At 65.7% G+C, this 17344-nt stretch carries 17 protein-coding genes and 1 pseudogene; 7 read left to right on the forward strand and 11 right to left on the reverse strand.

What is annotated here, in order from left to right:
- Positions 1 to 40 precede the first annotated feature (40 nt).
- The 3 genes from ispH to ACP156_RS11190 form a co-directional block, all read right to left on the reverse strand.
- Positions 41 to 991 (reverse strand): 4-hydroxy-3-methylbut-2-enyl diphosphate reductase, encoded by a 951-nt coding sequence (gene ispH, locus ACP156_RS11180; protein ID WP_425051407.1) that lies wholly within the window; start codon positions 989 to 991, stop codon positions 41 to 43.
- Positions 992 to 1003: 12 nt separating this feature from the next.
- Positions 1004 to 1558 (reverse strand): dihydrofolate reductase family protein, encoded by a 555-nt coding sequence (locus tag ACP156_RS11185; RefSeq protein ID WP_425051408.1) that lies wholly within the window; start codon positions 1556 to 1558, stop codon positions 1004 to 1006.
- A 142-nt stretch (positions 1559 to 1700) separates the two neighbouring features.
- Positions 1701 to 2273: an NYN domain-containing protein gene (locus ACP156_RS11190; protein ID WP_425051409.1), complete on the reverse strand. Its 573-nt coding sequence runs from the start codon at positions 2271 to 2273 to the stop codon at positions 1701 to 1703.
- A 130-nt stretch (positions 2274 to 2403) separates the two neighbouring features.
- Here ACP156_RS11190 and folK point away from each other — a divergent pair, with 130 nt between their 5' ends.
- The 5 genes from folK to ACP156_RS11215 all read left to right on the forward strand — a co-directional run bounded on the left by folK (position 2404) and on the right by ACP156_RS11215 (position 7031).
- Positions 2404 to 2985 carry a 2-amino-4-hydroxy-6-hydroxymethyldihydropteridine diphosphokinase gene (folK, locus tag ACP156_RS11195; RefSeq protein ID WP_425051410.1) on the forward strand — a complete coding sequence of 194 codons (582 nt, stop codon included), beginning with the start codon at positions 2404 to 2406 and terminating at the stop codon, positions 2983 to 2985.
- 94 nt (positions 2986 to 3079) lie between these two features.
- Complete coding sequence (gene rpoZ / locus ACP156_RS11200) at positions 3080 to 3433, forward strand: DNA-directed RNA polymerase subunit omega (protein ID WP_425051411.1); 354 nt, start codon at positions 3080 to 3082, stop codon at positions 3431 to 3433.
- Between the two features lie 39 nt (positions 3434 to 3472).
- Positions 3473 to 5593: a RelA/SpoT family protein gene (locus tag ACP156_RS11205; protein ID WP_425051899.1), complete on the forward strand. Its 2121-nt coding sequence runs from the start codon at positions 3473 to 3475 to the stop codon at positions 5591 to 5593.
- Positions 5594 to 5611: 18 nt separating this feature from the next.
- Positions 5612 to 6271: a DUF2062 domain-containing protein gene (locus tag ACP156_RS11210; protein WP_425051412.1), complete on the forward strand. Its 660-nt coding sequence runs from the start codon at positions 5612 to 5614 to the stop codon at positions 6269 to 6271.
- A 10-nt stretch (positions 6272 to 6281) separates the two neighbouring features.
- Positions 6282 to 7031 (forward strand): pyridoxine 5'-phosphate synthase, encoded by a 750-nt coding sequence (locus ACP156_RS11215; RefSeq protein ID WP_425051413.1) that lies wholly within the window; start codon positions 6282 to 6284, stop codon positions 7029 to 7031.
- Positions 7032 to 7142: 111 nt separating this feature from the next.
- On the opposite strand, the gene ACP156_RS11220 is transcribed toward ACP156_RS11215, so the two are convergent.
- The 7 genes from ACP156_RS11220 to ACP156_RS11250 form a co-directional block, all read right to left on the reverse strand.
- Entirely contained in the window at positions 7143 to 8456 is a 1314-nt protein-coding gene (locus tag ACP156_RS11220; RefSeq protein WP_425051414.1) for a M16 family metallopeptidase, read from the reverse strand.
- Positions 8453 to 9793 (reverse strand): M16 family metallopeptidase, encoded by a 1341-nt coding sequence (locus ACP156_RS11225; protein ID WP_425051415.1) that lies wholly within the window; start codon positions 9791 to 9793, stop codon positions 8453 to 8455. The genes ACP156_RS11220 and ACP156_RS11225 overlap by 4 nt, the downstream gene beginning before the upstream one ends.
- Before the next feature lie 101 nt (positions 9794 to 9894).
- The gene (locus ACP156_RS11230) at positions 9895 to 10407 is read right to left on the reverse strand and encodes a DUF3035 domain-containing protein (RefSeq protein WP_425051416.1); all 513 of its coding nucleotides are present in this window, start codon (positions 10405 to 10407) and stop codon (positions 9895 to 9897) included.
- Between the two features lie 61 nt (positions 10408 to 10468).
- Positions 10469 to 10951: a signal peptidase II gene (gene lspA, locus ACP156_RS11235; RefSeq protein WP_425051417.1), complete on the reverse strand. Its 483-nt coding sequence runs from the start codon at positions 10949 to 10951 to the stop codon at positions 10469 to 10471.
- 113 nt (positions 10952 to 11064) lie between these two features.
- A complete protein-coding gene (purH, locus tag ACP156_RS11240) occupies positions 11065 to 12654 on the reverse strand; it encodes a bifunctional phosphoribosylaminoimidazolecarboxamide formyltransferase/IMP cyclohydrolase (protein WP_425051418.1) in 1590 nt (529 codons plus the stop codon).
- A gap of 12 nt (positions 12655 to 12666) precedes the next feature.
- The gene (locus ACP156_RS11245; protein WP_425051419.1) at positions 12667 to 14373 is read right to left on the reverse strand and encodes a heparinase II/III family protein; all 1707 of its coding nucleotides are present in this window, start codon (positions 14371 to 14373) and stop codon (positions 12667 to 12669) included.
- Between the two features lie 130 nt (positions 14374 to 14503).
- Positions 14504 to 15772, reverse strand: coding sequence for an RsmB/NOP family class I SAM-dependent RNA methyltransferase (locus ACP156_RS11250; RefSeq protein ID WP_425051420.1), 1269 nt, complete (start codon positions 15770 to 15772; stop codon positions 14504 to 14506).
- A gap of 76 nt (positions 15773 to 15848) precedes the next feature.
- On the opposite strand from ACP156_RS11250, the gene ACP156_RS11255 reads away from it, so the two are divergent.
- Positions 15849 to 16028 (forward strand): DUF1674 domain-containing protein, encoded by a 180-nt coding sequence (locus tag ACP156_RS11255; protein ID WP_425051421.1) that lies wholly within the window; start codon positions 15849 to 15851, stop codon positions 16026 to 16028.
- A 223-nt stretch (positions 16029 to 16251) separates the two neighbouring features.
- On the opposite strand, the gene dapB is transcribed toward ACP156_RS11255, so the two are convergent.
- Positions 16252 to 17064, reverse strand: coding sequence for a 4-hydroxy-tetrahydrodipicolinate reductase (gene dapB, locus ACP156_RS11260; protein WP_425051422.1), 813 nt, complete (start codon positions 17062 to 17064; stop codon positions 16252 to 16254).
- A 112-nt stretch (positions 17065 to 17176) separates the two neighbouring features.
- On the opposite strand from dapB, the pseudogene ACP156_RS11265 reads away from it, so the two are divergent.
- A pseudogene (locus tag ACP156_RS11265) lies at positions 17177 to 17344 on the forward strand (30S ribosome-binding factor RbfA); the annotation flags it as partial.

Here is a 17344-nt window from a genome sequence, read left to right on the forward strand (position 1 = left end):
ACGCGAGACCCTTGCGCGGCAATGGCGCTGCGTCAACCGGTCAGGCGGGCTCGCGCAGAACGCGGGGCACCTTGAACTCGACCCGCTCCACCGCCGTCTCGACCGGCTCGACGGTCACGTCATAGCGGTCGCGGAAGGCGTCGATCACCTCGTTCACCAGCACCTCGGGGGCGCTGGCTCCGGCGGTGATGCCGACCGAGCGGATGCCATCCAGCGCACGCCAGTCGATGTCGGTCGCGCGCTGCACCAGCTGCGAATAGGAACAACCCGCATAGGCGCCCACCTCGACCAGCCGCTTGGAGTTCGACGAGTTCGGCGCGCCGATGACAAGGATCGCGTCCACCTTCGGCGCAATGGCCTTCACCGACTCTTGCCGGTTGGTGGTGGCATAGCAGATGTCTTCCTTGTGCGGCCCGACGATGGCCGGGAACCGCGCCTTCAACGCCGCAACGATCCCGGCGGTGTCATCTACCGAAAGCGTGGTCTGGGTGATGAAGGCAAGCTTCTCTGGATCGCGCGGTTCCAGCCCGGCGACGTCTGCCTCGGTCTCGACCAGTAACACCTCGCCCTCGGGAAGCTGGCCCATGGTGCCAAGCGTCTCGGGGTGGCCGGCGTGACCGATCATCACCATCTGCAGGCCGTTGGCGTGGTGCCGCTCTGCCTCGATATGCACCTTGGACACCAGCGGGCAGGTGGCGTCGACATAGACCATCTCGCGCCGCGCGGCCTCGGCGGGCACGGCCTTTGGCACGCCGTGGGCCGAGAAGATCACGGGGCGGTCCGTCGGGCATTCGTCGAGTTCCTCGACGAACACGGCGCCCTTCTCGCGCAGACCGTCGACCACGTACTTGTTGTGGACGATCTCGTGCCGCACGTAGACCGGCGCGCCCCATTTCTCGAGCGCCATCTCGACGATCTTGATCGCCCGGTCGACACCGGCGCAGAAACCGCGGGGCGCGGCGAGGTAGAGGGTAAGCTTGTCTTTGGTCATCTTGTGCGGAACCTATGTGCGGTCTGCCGTCCTGTCGAGGGCGAGCTCGTATGTCGAGGTCACGATGCCGGACGGGAAGGCGCGGGTCTCGACGTGCTTCAGCGGCAAGTCGCCATTCAGGCTGCCGAACAGCGGCATGCCAGAGCCGATGAGCACCGGAAGGCGGTGGATCACGATCTCGTTCACCAGCCCCTCGCGCAGAAAGCTGTGGCAAAGTTCTGCGCCGCCGATGTTCACGCGGGCGAAACCGGCCGCGCGCATTTGCCCGATGACCTCGGCCGGACTGCCGCCGGTCATGACGACCTTGTCCCGCAGCGCGCGCGGCACGTCGTCGGGGGACAGGCTGCGGCTCATGACCCAGACCGGTTTGGCGTAAGGCCAGCCGTACAGCTCCATCAGCGTTTCGAATGAACCGCGTCCGATCAGGTAGGCGTCTGTCGCGGCTTCCATCCGGTCGCGGCCGTGGTCCTCGGCGGCCTGCCCGGGGATATCGGTCCAGTCCAGCGCGCCGTTCTCGCGCGCGATGAACCCGTCAAGGCTGGTCGCCGCCGCGATATAGGTCCTCATGCTGCACTCCGGATCCAGGGATTTCGGCCTTCTGGCCGTTTGAAGCCTGCGCGTCCAGTTCGGCGCAAAGCGCGTCCCGCATGAAAAACGCCCCGTCGGAGTGGCCGGCGGGGCGTTCTTGATGCGCAATCGCGCGAGTGGATTACTCCACCGTCTCTTCCGCGTTGTCCGCGGTTTCGCGCGGTTCGCGGGGCGGGCGGCCGATCACTTCCTTAAGCTCGTCGAGCTCGATGAAGTTATCGGCCTGACGCCGCAATTCGTCAGCAATCATCGGCGGCTGCGAGCGGATTGTGGAAACAACCGACACCCGGACGCCCTTTCGTTGAAGAGCTTCGACCAGCGGACGGAAATCGCCGTCGCCGGAAAACAGCACGATGTGATCCACGTGGTTCGCCAGCTCCATGGCATCGACAGTCAGTTCGATGTCCATGTTGCCTTTGACCTTCCGACGCCCTTGGCTGTCGATGTACTCCTTCGCGGGTTTCGTCACCATGGAGAACCCGTTGTAGTGGAGCCAGTCGACCAGCGGACGGATCGGCGAGTAGTCGTCGTTTTCCAGCAAAGCCGTATAGTAAAAGGCCCGCAGAAGCTTGCCGCGCCGCATGAATTCCTGGCGTAACAGCTTGTAGTCGATATCGAACCCAAGCGACTTGGCGGCCGCGTACAGGTTCGAACCGTCGATGAACAGCGCAAGCCGTTCGTCTCTGTAGAACATTTATATCGCCCCTTCGATAATGCGTTTCGCCAATGTGATTCCGTGAGTGAGATTGAAAACAATCGTTGTGGCGAAACTGGCTTATAAAATAAGCTGAATTTCAAAGCTCGCAAGACGGCAGTCGGGTCAAATGCGTCATAATTCCGTAACGTCCGATGCAGATGCCGTCATCGCGCTTGGCGCCAACCTGGCAAGCGATGCGGGTCCACCAGAGGCTACGCTACGGGCAGCATTGGAGTTTCTCGGTGATTCGGGGCTTCACGTAAGGGTGGTCAGCCCGTTTTACGCAACGCCGTGTTTTCCCGCTGGCGCAGGCCCCGACTACGTGAATGCCGCCGCGATCCTTGCGGGTGGCGACGGTCCGCAGCAGGTGCTTGAGACGCTGCATGCCGCGGAAGCCGCTTTCGGGCGCGAACGGTTGCAGCGTTGGGGCAGCCGAGTTCTGGATCTTGATCTGATCGCGATGGGCGACGCCGTCCTTCCCGACAGCGAAACCCATGAAACATGGGTCAAACTGCCCGCGTCAGAGCAGGGCCAGCGCGCGCCCGACCAATTGATTCTGCCGCACCCGCGCCTGCAGGATCGCGCCTTCGTGCTGGTTCCGCTGCTGGACGTCGCCCCCGATTGGCGCCACCCCGTCACCGGGATCACGGTGCGCGAGATGGTCGCGAAGCTGCCAGAGGCGGACAGGGTGGCCGTCAGGCCCTTGTAGATCACCCCGTTTTGCGCCCTTCGCCTTGTCAACAGGGGTATATGCGCGTAATAAAGCGTTTCGACATCTCCCCCAGTTTAGGATTGGAGCAGACATGGCCCGCGTTACGGTCGAAGATTGCGTTGACAAGGTACCGAACCGGTTCGAGCTGGTGATGCTTGCCGCTCACCGCGCACGCGAAATCTCTTCGGGTGCCCCGATCACCGTGGATCGCGACAACGACAAGAATCCTGTCGTGTCCCTGCGCGAGATCGCCGAGGAAACCCAGCAGGCTGAAGATCTGCGCGAGCGCATGATCGAAAGCAACCAGACCCAGATCGAGGTCGACGAACCGGAAGAAGACGCAATGGCGCTTCTGATGGGCGCCGAGCAGGACAAGCCGGTCGAGGACGATATGTCCGAAGAGAAACTGCTGCGCGCCCTCATGGAAGCGCAGGAGCCCAAGTAAGGGCCTTTGTAAGGGGATGCGTGCATGGCGCTGGACCGCCTGATCGAGGTCGACGACCTGATCGAACGGGTCCGCGCCTACAATCCCCGCTCTAACGAAGAACTCATCCGGGCCGCCTATGACTATGGCGGCCGGATGCATGCCGGACAGTTCCGGCAGTCGGGTGAGCCGTATTTCACCCACCCGGTCGCCGTCGCCTCGATCCTGACCGAGATGCGGCTGGACGATGCGACGATCATCACCGCCCTGCTGCACGACACGATCGAGGATACCCGGTCGACCTATCAGGAAGTGTCGCAGACCTTCGGTGTTCACATCGCCGAACTGGTCGATGGCGTCACCAAGCTGACGAACCTTCAGCTGTCCTCGTCCGAAAGCAAGCAGGCCGAGAATTTCCGCAAGCTCCTGATGGCGATGTCCAAGGACCTGCGGGTGATCCTCGTGAAGTTGGCCGACCGTCTGCACAACATGCGGACCATCAAGTCCATGCGCGCCGAGAAGCAGGTGCAGAAGGCGCGCGAGACGATGGACATCTACGCGCCGCTCGCGGGCCGGATGGGCATGCAATGGATGCGCGACGAGCTAGAGGACCTGTCCTTCGCCGTGCTGAATCCGGAAGGGCGCAACTCGATCATGCGCCGCTTCATCCGGCTGGAGCGCGAGACCGGCGACGTGGTGAAGAAGATCACCGCCGACATCCGCAAGGAACTGAAGAAGGCCGCGATCGAGGGCGAGGTGCGCGGACGCGCCAAGAAGCCCTACTCGATCTGGCGGAAGATGCAGGAGAAGGGTCTGTCCTTCTCGCGGCTCAGCGACATCTACGGCTTCCGCATCCTGTGTTCGACCGAGGCCGAGTGCTATGCGATCCTTGGCGCGATGCACCAGCGCTGGCGCGCGGTGCCGGGGCGGTTCAAGGACTACATCAGCCAGCCCAAGTCGAACGGCTACCGTTCGATCCACACCACGGTGTCGGGCCGCGACGGGCGCCGGGTCGAGATCCAGATCCGGACTTTCCAGATGCACGACGTGGCCGAGGCCGGCGTCGCGGCGCACTGGTCCTACCGCGACGGCGTGCCGTCCGAGAACCCCTTCGCCGTCGATCCGAAGAAATGGATCACCTCGCTGACGGAACAGTTCGAGGCGGCCGAGGATCACGACGAATTCCTAGAACACGTAAAGCTGGAAATGTACGCCGACCAGGTGTTCTGCTTCACGCCGAAGGGTGACGTGGTCAAGCTGCCGCGCGGCGCCACGCCGCTGGACTTCGCCTATGCGATCCATACCCGGATCGGCGACAGCTGCGTGGGCGCCAAGGTCGACGGCATGCGGGTTCCGCTGTGGACCCGCCTAAAGAACGGCCAAAGCTGCGAGATCATGACCGCCGCCGGTCAGCGCCCGCAGTCGACGTGGATCGACATCGTGGTGACTGGCCGCGCCAAGGCGGCGATCCGGCGCTCGCTGCGCGAGGAGGACCGCGAACGGTTCGTCAAGCTGGGCTGGGAACTTGCCCGCGTGGCCTTCGAGCATGTCGGCAAGCGGGCCACGCAGAAAGCGCTGGACACCGCTGCCCGCCAGATGGGGCTGGGCGAGGCAAGCGAACTGCTCGCGCGGCTGGGCTCGGCGGAACTGACGGCGCGCGAGGTCGTGTCGGCGCTTTATCCGGACCTCGGCGGCGAAGAGCCCGACGAGATCGACCTGTCACGCTCGGTCATCGGTCTGGGGCCGGACCAGAGCTTCGAGCGGGCGCAATGCTGTCAGCCGGTGCCCGGAGAGCGCATCGTCGGCATTTCGTATCGCGGCAAGGGCGTAATCGTCCACGCCATCGATTGCCCCGCACTGGAAGAGTTCCAGGACGAGCCCGGGCGCTGGGTCGACCTGCACTGGCACTCGGGCAACCACCCCGCGGGCCATACTGTCAGCCTTGACGTAACGATCAGCAACGACGCCGGGGTACTGGGGCGTATTTGCACATTGATTGGCGAACAGAAGGCAAATATCTCTGATCTGCATTTCGCGGACAGGAAACCGGACTTTTATCGCCTGATTATTGACGTCGACCTGCGGGATGTTGAGCACCTTCATGCGGTCATGCTGGCCGTCGAGGCAGAAAGCGACGTCGCTTCGATCAGTCGATACCGGGATCTGAACCGACGGCCCTAAGAGGGGAATAGGCAGACTGTGGTCTTCAAGCGCCGGACGCCACGTACCTGGCTTCAGGTCATAGCCGAGGCTTTCTGGCCGCGTGGCGGCTGGAACAGGGCGTTTTACTATGTCGCGCACCGGCTGCGCCGCCTGCCGGACCCGCCGCACCGCATTGCGCGCGGCATCGCGGCGGGTGTCTTCGTCTGTTTCACCCCGTTCTTCGGCTTCCACTTCTTCCTGGCGACGCTTCTTGCGATCATCATGCAGGGCAATATCTTCGCCGCGCTGATGGCGACCTTCTTCGGCAACCCGCTGACCTTCCCCTTCATCGCCGCGATCAGTCTTGAACTGGGCGAGTTCCTGATGGGGCGGCACGCCATTCCGATCCACCGCGTCTTCGGCGCGTTCAGTCAGGCCAGCCAGGAAATCTGGCACAACCTCGTTTCCGTCTTTACCCACGACCCGACGCATTGGGACCGGCTGGGGCGGTTCTGGCACGAAGCCTTTCTGCCCTACATGGTGGGCGGCATCCTTCCGGGGATTGTGGCCGCGATCATCGCCTATATGCTGGCGCTCCCGGCGGTGAAGGCCTACCAGGCGCGCCGCGTCAAGAAACTGCGTGACCGTTTCGAAAAGCGGCGCGCCGCGATGTCAAAGGCCGAGCCCGGCAAATCCGACGGAGCTCCGGCCGAGTAAGGAGCTGTGAATGGAACCGTTGGGCAGGCTTCGCCTTGGGGTGAACATCGACCACGTGGCCACCGTCCGGAACGCGCGGGGGGCGGCCTATCCCGATCCGGTGCGCGCCGCGAAACTGGCCGAGGAACACGGCGCCGACGGGATCACCGCGCACCTTCGCGAGGACCGGAGACATATCTCGGACGACGACATCGCACGGCTTGCCGAGGAACTGACCGTGCCGCTGAACTTCGAGATGGCGGCAACGGACGAGATGCAGGCCATCGCCCTGCGCCACAAGCCCCACGCCGTCTGCATCGTTCCCGAGAAGCGAGAGGAACGCACGACCGAGGGCGGGCTGGAAGTGGCGCGCGACGAGAACCGGCTGGCGCATTTCATCGCGCCGCTGGCGGACGCCGGGTGCCGCGTGTCGATCTTCATCGCCGCCGACCGCCCGCAGATCGAGGCCGCCGCGCGGATCGGCGCGGCCGTGGTCGAACTGCACACCGGCGCCTATTGCGATTTCCATGCCGAGGGTCGGTTCGACGAGCGCGACGCGGAACTGGCGCGGCTGCGCGATATGGCGACACTGGCGCATGAACTGGGGCTGGAGGTTCACGCCGGACACGGCCTGACCTACGAAACCGTGCAGCCGGTCGCGGCGCTGCCCGAGGTGATGGAACTGAACATCGGCCATTACCTGATCGGCGAGGCGATCTTTCTTGGCCTCGGCCCTGCGATCACCGAAATGCGCCGCCTGATGGACGAAGCGCGCGCCTGATCCGCCCGCTATCCCGAAACGGAAAAAGGCACGCAGATCGCTCTGCGTGCCCTTTTGATTATAACGCCCGTCCAAGGTAGGGCGCGCGGTCCCCGCGCGCCACCCTCACCTCTAATTGGTGGTTTCCAAACCTTCCGGCTGTCCGACCACGATGAAATGCAGCCGATCCGGTTGCAGCACCCGCTCGGCGACCCGCTGGATATCCTCCAACGTCACAGCCTCGATGTTGGCGTTGCGGGTCTCGATATACTCGGGCGGCAGGCCGATCATCTGCATGCCGACCAGAATACGCGCGATCCGCCCGTTACCGTCGAACCTCAGCGGGTACGAGCCGGTGAGGTAGGTCTTCGCGTCTTCCAGTTCTTCCGCCGTCACGCCTTCGTCGATCAACTTCTGCCACTCGGCGCGGACCAGTTCGATGGCTTCCGCCATGGTGCCATTGGCGGATTTGACCTGACCGTTCAGTACGTCCGCATAGTCCCAGTCGGACAGGTAGGTATAGACGCCATAGGTCAGCCCCCGCTTCTCGCGCAGTTCGTAGAACAGCCGCGAGGTGAAGCTACCGCCGCCAAGGATCTGGTTCATGACGTAGGCCGCGAAATAGTCGGGGTCGTCCCGCTCCAGCCCTTCGTGGCCGAACACCGCAGTGGACTGCGGCGTGTCGAACGGAACCACGGTGACGCCCGCCTCGAAGTCCATCTGCGTCTGGTCCGGGTAGGGTGCGCCCTCGGCCGGAAGATCGCCCAGCAGGTTGTCCAGCAACACACCCAGTTCTTCCGCGGTGATGTCGCCCACCGCGCTGACATAGATATGGTCGCGGGTCAGGATGCGCCGGTGCGCTTCGATCAGGTCGTCGCGGGACAGCGCGGCCACGCTTTCGGCGGTGCCATCGCCACTGGTGGCGTAGGGGTGGTTCGGAAAGGCGTAGGCGTCGAACGCGGCCCAAGCCAATGTGTCGGGGTCGTTTGCATCGCTGCGAATGCCTGACAGCACCTGTTCGCGCACCCGCTCGATGGCGTCTTCGTCGAAGCGCGGTTCGGTCAGCGCCGTCTTCAAAAGCGCCACCGACTCGTCGCGGGTCTCGTTCAGGAACTTCGCCGAGACCGACAACACGTCACCACCGACCGAAAAGTCGAAATCGGCTGCCAGCGCTTCAAGCGCGGTGGCGAAGCCCTGCGCGTCCATGTCGCCTGCGCCTTCCTCGATCAGGCCGGTCATCAGGTTGATCGCGCCGCGCTTGCCTTCGGCGTCCAGTGACGTGCCGCCCCGGAACCGTATTTCCAGAGCGGTGAACGGCAGTTCGTCCTCGTGGACCAGCCAAGCCTTGATGCCGCCGGGGCTTTCCACCTGTTCGATGTCGACCGCAGCATGGGCGGGGAGGGCGGCGAACAGCGTCGCCGCAAGGATAAGGGCTGCCCGGATCATTGGGTCACCTCCTGCTCGGGTTGCGGCGGGCGGGCCCAGCCGGTGACGGAACTGCGCTTATCCAGCACGCTGGCCGCAACGGCCATCACGTCCTCGACCGTCACTGCCGCCAGCACGTCGGGCCAAGCTTCGATGTCTGCGACGGTCAGCCCCGAGGTCAGGGCAGCACCATAGCGGCGTGCCATGCCCTCGGTCGAATCCTCGGCGTAGATATGCGCCGCGCGAAGCTGGAATTTCACCCGCTCGAACTGATCGGGGTCGATGCCGTCTTCCATGAACTCCGCCAGCGCAACGTCGATCGCCGTTTCCGCGTCCTCCAGCGACACGCCGGGGGAGGGCATGATGCCAAGCCCGAAGGTCGTCTCTTTCAAAGACAGGGGCGAATAGTAAGCCCACGTATACAGCGCCTTCTGGTCCTCGAAGACCAGCTTGCGGGGCAGAACCGAGGTAAAGTCGTTGCCGCCGAGGATCTCGGCAAGGATGACCAGCGCAGCGGCCTGTTCCTGCGCACCCGCCGCGCGGGCGGGGGCGATGTAGTCGCGGACGATGTAGGGTTCGGAAATCCGCGGGTCTTCGAAGACCAACCGGCGCTCGGCCAGTTGCGGCGGCTCAAGCGGGCGGACGCGGTCGCCGAGGCCCGGCGTCGGTTCGAGCGGGCCATAGTGCTTTTCGGCCAGCGCCAGCACCTCTTCCGGCTCGACATCGCCCGCGACGACGAGGATCGCGTTGTTGGGGGCATAGTACGTCTCGTAGAAGGCCAGCGCATCGTCCATGCCAAGCGCTTCCATCTCGTGCCGCCAGCCAATGACCGGGATGCCATAGGGGCTGTTCTGGAACAGCGCGGCCATGCGCTGTTCGATGAACATGCTGTTGGGATTGTTGTCGACACGGGTGCTGCGCTCTTCAAGGATCACGTCCCGTTCGGTGACGATGTCTTCTTCAGTCAGGCGCAGGTCGCGCATCCGGTCCGCTTCCATCGTCATCATCAGTTCCAGCCGGTCGGCGGCGACGCGCTGGAAGTAACCGGTGTAATCCTGGTTCGTGAAAGCGTTGTCCGACCCGCCATTGCGAGCGACGGTCTGCGACAGCTCGTTCGCTTCCATGTCGTCGGTGCCCTTGAACAGCAGGTGTTCCAGGAAGTGGGCAATGCCGGAGACGCCCGGCGGCTCGTCGGCGGCGCCGGCGCGATACCAGACCATGTGGACGACCACGGGCGCGCGGTGGTCCTCGAGCACGACGACCTCCATCCCGTTGTCCAGTTCATAGCTTGTTACGTCGGCGGCATAAGCCGGGACCGCCACACAGCAGGCGATCAGCAGGGAAACAAAGCGGCGCATGGGCCCTCCCGTCCATCAATCGGAATGGGCGCCAAGGTACAGGCCACGGCCCGCGACGCAAGCGGCGGGAACGGAGTTGTGAAAGACGGTAGGGTCGGGGCTTACTGCGGCTCGGGCGGAGCGGCCGGCGTGCGGACGCCAAGGCGGCGGAACCGCTCGAGTTCGGCGTACTGGTCCAGCGACATCCGGCGGTAGGCCTTGAAGTACACGCTGACGTTGAACAGACGTTCCAGCAGACGGCCGTCGTTCTTGCGGCGGAATTCCAGATCCTCGGCGGCCAGCGTCGCGCGGATGTTCGGAGTCACGCCGTAACGGGTCACCGTGTTGACGATGGCGGCGTCGGTGCCGGGAATATCGTTCAGCGCCTCGGGCCGTCCGCCAAGCGCGATGATCGCCTCGGCCTCGGGGTTCGCGTCCGAGCGGTTGAAACCACCGGGCGTCGGAGTCGGCAGGCTGGCATAGCTTTCGGGGGCCTCAAGCGGCTTGTTCGGCACGATCGCGAACTCGTCCGGACCCTCGGTCGTGGTGGTCAGGTTCAGAAGCTTGGGGTCGCCACTGCTGCACGCGGCCAAGGCGGCCGCGGCCAGTACGCCACACACTGCTTTCCCGATCATGCCCCGCATTCCATGCACCTTTCGCGCTTTCGCGTATGTCTAACGCATCGAAACCCGGAGGTCACGAGGTGTTCTTCCGCTTCTTGCGCGGCTCTCCGGTGAACAGGATCAGCCCCACGGCGCCGGCGAAAATCGCGATGTCGGCGACGTTGAAACTGTAGGGGTTCGAGAAGCCGCAGCAGGACATGTTCAGGAAATCCGCCACCGCGCCATAGGCGAAACGGTCGATCACGTTGCCCAGCGCGCCGCCTACCAGAAGCCCGCCCGAGACATGCGCCATCGGGCGTTTCTCGCGCCGCATCCACCAGACAACCCAGCCGGAAATCACCAGCGCCACCGCGATCAGCACCCAGCGCTGCGGCCCGTCGCCGTTCGAGAACAGGCCGAAGTTGACCCCGTAGTTCCACGCCATCCGAAGGTTCAGGAACGGAGGCCAGATGTCATAGGCGATCTTCTGGTCAAGGTTCACGACATGCAGGATCGCCAGCTTGGAAAGCTGGTCGAGCACGAACACCACCGCTGCGGCAATCCAGAACCTGCGCATCTGCCCTTCACCCTTCTCCGAGGTTCCCGTGGGATTAGCCCGCGTCCCGCCAAAACGAAAGCCCCCCGGCGCGCGGGGGGCTTCAACTTGGCGAAATTGCCCCGATCCGTGGATCAGTGGCGGAAGTGACGCATCCCGGTGAAGACCATCGCCAGACCGGCTTCGTCGGCAGCGGCGATCACCTCGTCGTCACGCATCGAGCCGCCCGGCTGGATCACAGCCGCAGCGCCTGCGCCGGCGGCTTCCATCAGGCCATCCGCGAAGGGGAAGAACGCATCGGAAGCGACGACGGAACCCTTCGTCAGCGGTTCGGGAAGGCCCAGAACCTCGGCCATGCGCTCGGCCTTCTTGGCGGCGATCAGCGCCGAATCCACGCGGCTCATCTGGCCCGCGCCGACACCCACGGTGGCGCCGTCCTTGACGTAGACGATGGCGTTCGACTTGACGTGCTTGGCGACCTTCCACGCGAACCGCATGTCGGCCAGCTGGGCCTCGTCGGGTGCGACCTTGGTTACGACCTTCAGCGCGTCGGGCGCGACCTGACCGTTGTCCTTGCCCTGCACAAGGAACCCGCCGGACACCTGCCGGTAGGTGGTGATGTCCTCGGACGGGTCGGAAAGGCCGCCGGTGGTCAGCAGGCGCAGGTTCTTCTTGGCCGCGAAGACCTCGATCGCGTCGGCGTCGGCCTCGGGCGCGATGACGACCTCGGTGAAGATCTTGACGATCTCTTCCGCAGTCTCGCGGTCCAGTTTCTGGTTCAGCGCCACGATGCCGCCAAAGGCCGAGGTCCGGTCGCAATCGAAGGCCTTGCGATAGGCTTCGGCCAGCGAGGCGCCCACGGCCACGCCGCAAGGGTTGGCGTGCTTGATGATCGCACAGGCGGGGCCGTCTTCGGGGCGGAACTCGGACACCAGCTCGAACGCGGCGTCGGTGTCGTTGATGTTGTTGTAGGACAGTTCTTTGCCCTGCCACTGTTTCGCGGTCGCCACGCCGGGGCGACCGGTGCCATCAAGGTAGAACGCCGCCTGCTGGTGCGGGTTCTCGCCATAGCGCAGCGTCTGCGCCAGCGAACCGGCGAAGGTGCGGCGGCGCGGGGTGGCTTCGCCGATGGCGCCGGCCATCCAGTTCGACACGGCCGAATCATAAGCGGCGGTGCGGGCATAGGCGATCTGCGCCAGCCGCTGACGGAAGCTGTACGAGGTCTGCCCGTCATGCGCCGCCAGTTCGTCAAGCAGCGGCTGGTAGTCCTCGACATCGGTCACGACGTTGACGAAGGCGTGGTTTTTCGACGCGGCGCGGATCATCGCGGGTCCGCCGATGTCGATGTTCTCGATCATCTCGTCATAGTCGGCGCCACGGGCCAGCGCGGCCTCGAACGGGTAGAGGTTGACCACCAGAAGGTCGATGGCGCCGATGCCGTGATCCTTCATCGCCTGTACGTGATCGTCCTTGTCACGCAGGGCCAGAAGGCCGCCGTGAACCGCCGGATGCAGCGTTTTCACGCGGCCATCCATCATCTCGGGGAAGCCCGTCACGTCGGCCACGTCGCGCACCGTCAGCCCCGCTTCGCGCAGCATGCCCGCACTGCCGCCGGTCGACAGCAACTCGACGCCGCGCTCCGCCAGCGCCTTGGCCAGATCGACCAGTCCGGTCTTGTCGGAAACGGAAATCAGCGCGCGGCGCACGGGATGAAGGTCGGTCATTTCGGCGGGTCCTCAGGTCTGTTCCAGTATCTCGCTGTCGTCCCGCTCGAGATCCCGAAGGTGCGAAGGCGTGTCCTGCGCCTTGGCGAGCGTCCAGCGAACGCGCGTCGCATAGCGTATCGCGCGGGAAGATAGAACGACCTGTTTCGTCGCGCGGGGCTTGATCCGCGCCTTTTCGAGGTAAACCGAGGGTTCCAGCGTCAGTTTCGCCGCCCCGTCGTGCCGGAAGATCCAGACCTCGCCGCTTTTCAGGACCATCGAGACAGCGTTGCCGCCCATGTCCAGCTCTGCGTCGACATCGGGGTGCAGATGGAATCGGATCTGGAACGGGATGCCCTGCAGACGCATCCGGTCCATCGCCTTGTCGAAAGCGGTGCGGTGCGCATCTTCGATGGCGGCCAGCATGTCCTCGCCCGCCACGCCGCGTCCGTTCTGCGCCAGTTCGATCTGGCGGACGTGGGTCAGGCCGTGGGTGGCGACATAGCCGTCATGCCCGGCCACGAAACCCGCTTCGGCGGCGTCGGTCCCGATCTGAAGCTTCACCGGACCGGGGCGGTCGACCAGAACCTCGCCTGCGCCGCCGCGCATCGCGCCGCCGAAACGGGAGGAACTGTATCCCTCGATCGCCAGCACCGAGTGCGAGGCGGTGGCGCGCCCGGCGCGGGCCCATTCGGGGCCGAACTGCCTGCCATCGCCGCAATTCACGATGACCGGACGCCGGCCCGAGGTCAGCTCGAACGCCAGCGTCGAGGCATGGGCCTGGGCCGATGCGCCGTCGGCGGGCGGTTCCGCCGCGTCGACCACGACCGAGGTCCGCCCGGCCTGAAGCCGGACAAAGCCCATGGCCAGCCCCATCCGCGCGCGGCCGCGCACGCCAGAGGCCGCAAGCGCCGAGTCCAGACGACCCTCCAGCCCGCGTCCGCCGCCATGGAAGCGGGCCAGCCCGCCATCGGAATGGCGCAGCGCGCGCAGCGTCGGGGCGATGCGTTCGATCGCGGCAAGATGGTCGGGCGCGGGGTCGTTGCCCGCCTCGGACAGCGCCTGCGCGGCCCAGCCGAGCAGGGTGAAGACCTCGAGCAGTTCCTCGGGGTTCCGGGTGCGGATACCCCCGGCCGAGTCGACATGCGCATTGCAGTCCCGTGCCAGCGCCTGTTCCGCCGGTTCGACATGCTCTTCCATGCCGATCAGCGACAGCCCGGCATAGATCAGGCCGGTCAGCGCCTCGAACCGCGGCACGCCATGGGCGGCGGCCTTCCAGCGGCGGCTGAGGAAGATGGTCTGCCGGGTCAGCGAGCGATAATAGTCGTCGGACATCGCGCTGCCGTCGCCCTGCAGCAGAAACACCGCGTGGTTGATCCAGCGAATGACCCGCCGGCCCGTGATGTCAGCCGTCCAGCCCGGCCCGCGCCCGGTGCCGTAGCGCGCCAGCCACTCCGCCGTCCAGCGCTGTGCCAGAAGCCGCGCTTGCCGGTTGCCGACGGCAGCGAGGTCGTCGAGCCAGCCAAAGCCGTGGAACTCGTTATCGAAGGCGGGGCCAAAATCGCCGAGGTTCCAGATCGAACCGTCGGGCGCTTCGACCACCCGCCCTGCGACTAGGAAATTACCGGCGCACAGCTGCTTGCCGCGCGCGTAGCGGCCGATCGAGCGCGGTTCGGGTTGCGACACGAATCCCGTCGCCGGCCGGACCCAACCGGCCCGGCGCGCATGGTACCGGTTCATCCAATGCGACCAGCGCCCGGAGACGCGTTGCTTCAGGGACAAGTCCCGCCTCACCCGTTTCTTAAACCGCTTCCGTGGTTTGGCGGCATACTAGGCAGAAGGCCGCTCCGAGTCATGCCGGTATTCCGGCTCAGGCGTCTTTTCGCAGCGCAGCGACGAAGAAGCCGTCCATCCCGCCCCGGTCTTTCCACAGATCCGGCGTCAGGCGCAGGCCCTCGGGGCCGATCCAGTCGGCCTCGATTCCGGGGCCCTTCAGCGCCTCTGCGTCAAGGGTCAGACCGGGATGCCGCGCCAGCGCCTCTTCGATCTGAACCTCGCCCTCGTCAGGCAACAGCGAGCAGGTGCAATACACCAGCCGCCCGCCGGGTTTCAGCCAAGTGACAGCGCGGTCGAGCATCGCTTCCTGCAGCGCGAAAAGACCGGGGAACTCGGCGCCGTCGCGGGCATGGGGCAGATCGGGGTGCCGCCGGATCGTGCCGGTTGCGGAACAGGGCGCGTCCAGCAGGATCGCGTCGAACGGCTGTTCCGGTTCCCACTCCAGCGCGTCGGCGGTGACGGTCGCGGCGGACAGCCCGGTGCGGGCAAGGTTCTCGGCCACCCGCTTCATCCGGTGCTCGGACAGGTCGAGCGCGGTGACCTCGGCGCCCGCCGCGGCCAGCTGCATGGTCTTGCCGCCCGGCGCGGCGCACATGTCGAGCACCCGCTCGCCATTCCGCGCCGCAAGAACCCGGGCCGGGATCGCGGCGGCGGCGTCCTGTACCCACCAGTCGCCGGTCTCGAAGCCGGGCAGGGCGGTGACCTGCACGCGCCCGTCAAGCCGGACGCTGCCGGTGGGCAGCGCCTCGCCCTCCAGCCGCGCGGCCAGTGCGCCAGCGTCCCCGTCCTTCGGCGTCAGGTCGAGCGGCGCACCCGTGGCGTGGGCGTTCTCCATCGCCTCGACCTTGCGGCGGCCATAGCCCGCGACCAGCGGACCGCGCAGCCAGTTGGGAAGCTTCGGCGCAGGCGCCTTTTCCCACGCCGCGATGTCCACTTTCCGCAACACGGCATTCGCCAGCCCGGCGGCGGGCTTCGTTTTCTTCGTCTCGCCCATCAGGGTGACGGCGGCATCGACCACCCCGTGCGGCGCCGCGCCATCGACGGCCATCTCGACCACGGCCATGCGCAGCGCATTGCGGACGGGCAGGCTGGGCGCTTTTTTGAGGAAAGGCTTCAGCATCCGGTCTGCGCGGTCGGCCCAACGCAGCGTTTCCACAGCCAGCCGCTGCGCCCGGGCGCGGTCTTCGGGCGGCAGCTTGTCCAGCGCGCGCGGCAGAAGTTCGGACAGCAGACGGCCTTCGCCAGTCACCTGACCCAAAAGCCAGAGGGCGCTGCGGCGCGGAGCGAGGCCGGGTTTGGTCATCGGACGGGACCTTTGAATTGCGGAACGACCCACGCGGGGTATATCACAGGGCGCGAACCGGCAAGGAGCCTGACCCATGGCCGACGAGACGAAAAAAGACCTGCCCCCCGCCGCGCAACGCGCGCTGGCCGAAGCGGAAGAGCGCCGCAAGGCCGCGAAGGCTGTGGAACTGCCGACCGAGCTTGGCGGCCGCGATGGCCCGGAACCCGTGCGCTATGGCGACTGGGAGAAGAAGGGAATCGCGGTCGATTTCTGACCGGGCGCGGTGGGGCTCTGCCCCCGTCGTACCGAAGGTGCGCTGAGTGGAAAGCGCGAGGGGGCTCTGCCCCCGTCGTACCGAAGGTGCGCTGAATGGAAAGCGCGAGGGGGCTCTGCCCCCGTCGTGCCGAAGGTGCGCTGAATGGAAAGCGCAAGGGGGCTCTGCCCCCGTCGCTGCGCGACTCCCCCGAGGTATTTCGGAAGAGAAGAAGGGCGAAAGCTCAGTTCAGGCCGAGCACGTCCAGCATGTCGTATTCGCCGGGCTTCTTGTCCTGCCCCCACAGCACCGCCTTGAGCGCGCCCTTGGCGAACAGGCTGCGGTCCGAGGCGAGGTGGCGCAGAACGATGCGTTCGCCGGCCCCTGCGAAGATCACGTCATGTTCGCCCACCACGTCGCCGCCGCGGATCGCGGAAAAGCCGATGTCGCCCGTCTTGCGTGCGCCGGTGATGCCGTCGCGGCCCGAATCGCGCACCTTGTCGAGGTCCACGCCGCGCCCCTCGGCTGCGGCCTCGCCCAGCATCAGCGCGGTGCCCGAGGGAGCGTCGACCTTGCGGTTGTGGTGCGCCTCGACGATCTCGATGTCGTAGTCGTCGTCCAGCGCCGCGGCGACCATCTTGGTCAGCTTCACCAGAAGGTTCACGCCCAGCGACATGTTCCCGGCCCGCACGATGACCGCGTGGCGGGCGGCGGCGGAGATCTTCTCGAGATGTTCGGGCATGAGCCCGGTGGTGCCGATCACGTGGACCGCGCGGGCCTGCGCCGCGATGCCGGCGAACTGCACTGTCGCGTCGGGCGTCGTAAAATCCAGCACACCCTGAGCCTTGGCGAAGGCGTCCAGCGGATCGTCGGTCACGGTGATCCCGCATTGCGGGCCGCCCATCGCCTCGCCGAGGTCACGCCCGACCCAGTCGTTGCCCTCGCGCTCGACCGCGCCGACGAGGCGCAGGTTGTCCGATGCCATGACGAGTTTCGCCAGCATCTGCCCCATACGGCCCGATGCCCCCGTCACCACGATTCCCGGCGTGCTTTCCATGCGTCTCTCCGTCCTTCGGCCCGTTGCTGGGTTCGACCGGACTTAGCGCCGAAGCGCGCGTTTGGCAAAGGCCGGGATTGCAAGAACGCCCGTTCCGCCCTAGATGGCGGCCATGGCCAGACAGCTATCAGACCGGGGCGCGGGCCCCTCCCAGCGCCAGCTGCGTGTCGGTGAACTTATTCGCCGCACGCTGTCCGACGTGTTGAACCGGGCCGAGATCCACGATCCAGACCTGAACCGCATGTCGATCACCGTGGGCGAAGTGCGCACTTCGCCGGAC

Origin of the sequence: Psychromarinibacter sp. S121 (assembly GCF_049801035.1) — a bacterium.
Lineage (GTDB): Bacteria > Pseudomonadota > Alphaproteobacteria > Rhodobacterales > Rhodobacteraceae > Psychromarinibacter.

Bases quoted from the DNA above. Each gene is read 5' to 3' on its own strand.
- ispH (WP_425051407.1), bottom strand. From the start codon at position 991: ATGACCAAAGACAAGCTTACCCTCTACCTCGCCGCGCCCCGCGGTTTC.
- ACP156_RS11185 (WP_425051408.1), bottom strand. From the start codon at position 1,558: ATGAGGACCTATATCGCGGCGGCGACCAGCCTTGACGGGTTCATCGCG.
- ACP156_RS11190 (WP_425051409.1), bottom strand. From the start codon at position 2,273: ATGTTCTACAGAGACGAACGGCTTGCGCTGTTCATCGACGGTTCGAAC.
- folK (WP_425051410.1), top strand. From the start codon at position 2,404: ATGCGTCATAATTCCGTAACGTCCGATGCAGATGCCGTCATCGCGCTT.
- rpoZ (WP_425051411.1), top strand. From the start codon at position 3,080: ATGGCCCGCGTTACGGTCGAAGATTGCGTTGACAAGGTACCGAACCGG.
- ACP156_RS11215 (WP_425051413.1), top strand. From the start codon at position 6,282: ATGGAACCGTTGGGCAGGCTTCGCCTTGGGGTGAACATCGACCACGTG.
- ACP156_RS11220 (WP_425051414.1), bottom strand. From the start codon at position 8,456: ATGATCCGGGCAGCCCTTATCCTTGCGGCGACGCTGTTCGCCGCCCTC.
- ACP156_RS11225 (WP_425051415.1), bottom strand. From the start codon at position 9,793: ATGCGCCGCTTTGTTTCCCTGCTGATCGCCTGCTGTGTGGCGGTCCCG.
- ACP156_RS11230 (WP_425051416.1), bottom strand. From the start codon at position 10,407: ATGATCGGGAAAGCAGTGTGTGGCGTACTGGCCGCGGCCGCCTTGGCC.
- lspA (WP_425051417.1), bottom strand. From the start codon at position 10,951: ATGCGCAGGTTCTGGATTGCCGCAGCGGTGGTGTTCGTGCTCGACCAG.
- purH (WP_425051418.1), bottom strand. From the start codon at position 12,654: ATGACCGACCTTCATCCCGTGCGCCGCGCGCTGATTTCCGTTTCCGAC.
- ACP156_RS11245 (WP_425051419.1), bottom strand. From the start codon at position 14,373: ATGAACCGGTACCATGCGCGCCGGGCCGGTTGGGTCCGGCCGGCGACG.
- ACP156_RS11250 (WP_425051420.1), bottom strand. From the start codon at position 15,772: ATGACCAAACCCGGCCTCGCTCCGCGCCGCAGCGCCCTCTGGCTTTTG.
- ACP156_RS11255 (WP_425051421.1), top strand. From the start codon at position 15,849: ATGGCCGACGAGACGAAAAAAGACCTGCCCCCCGCCGCGCAACGCGCG.
- dapB (WP_425051422.1), bottom strand. From the start codon at position 17,064: ATGGAAAGCACGCCGGGAATCGTGGTGACGGGGGCATCGGGCCGTATG.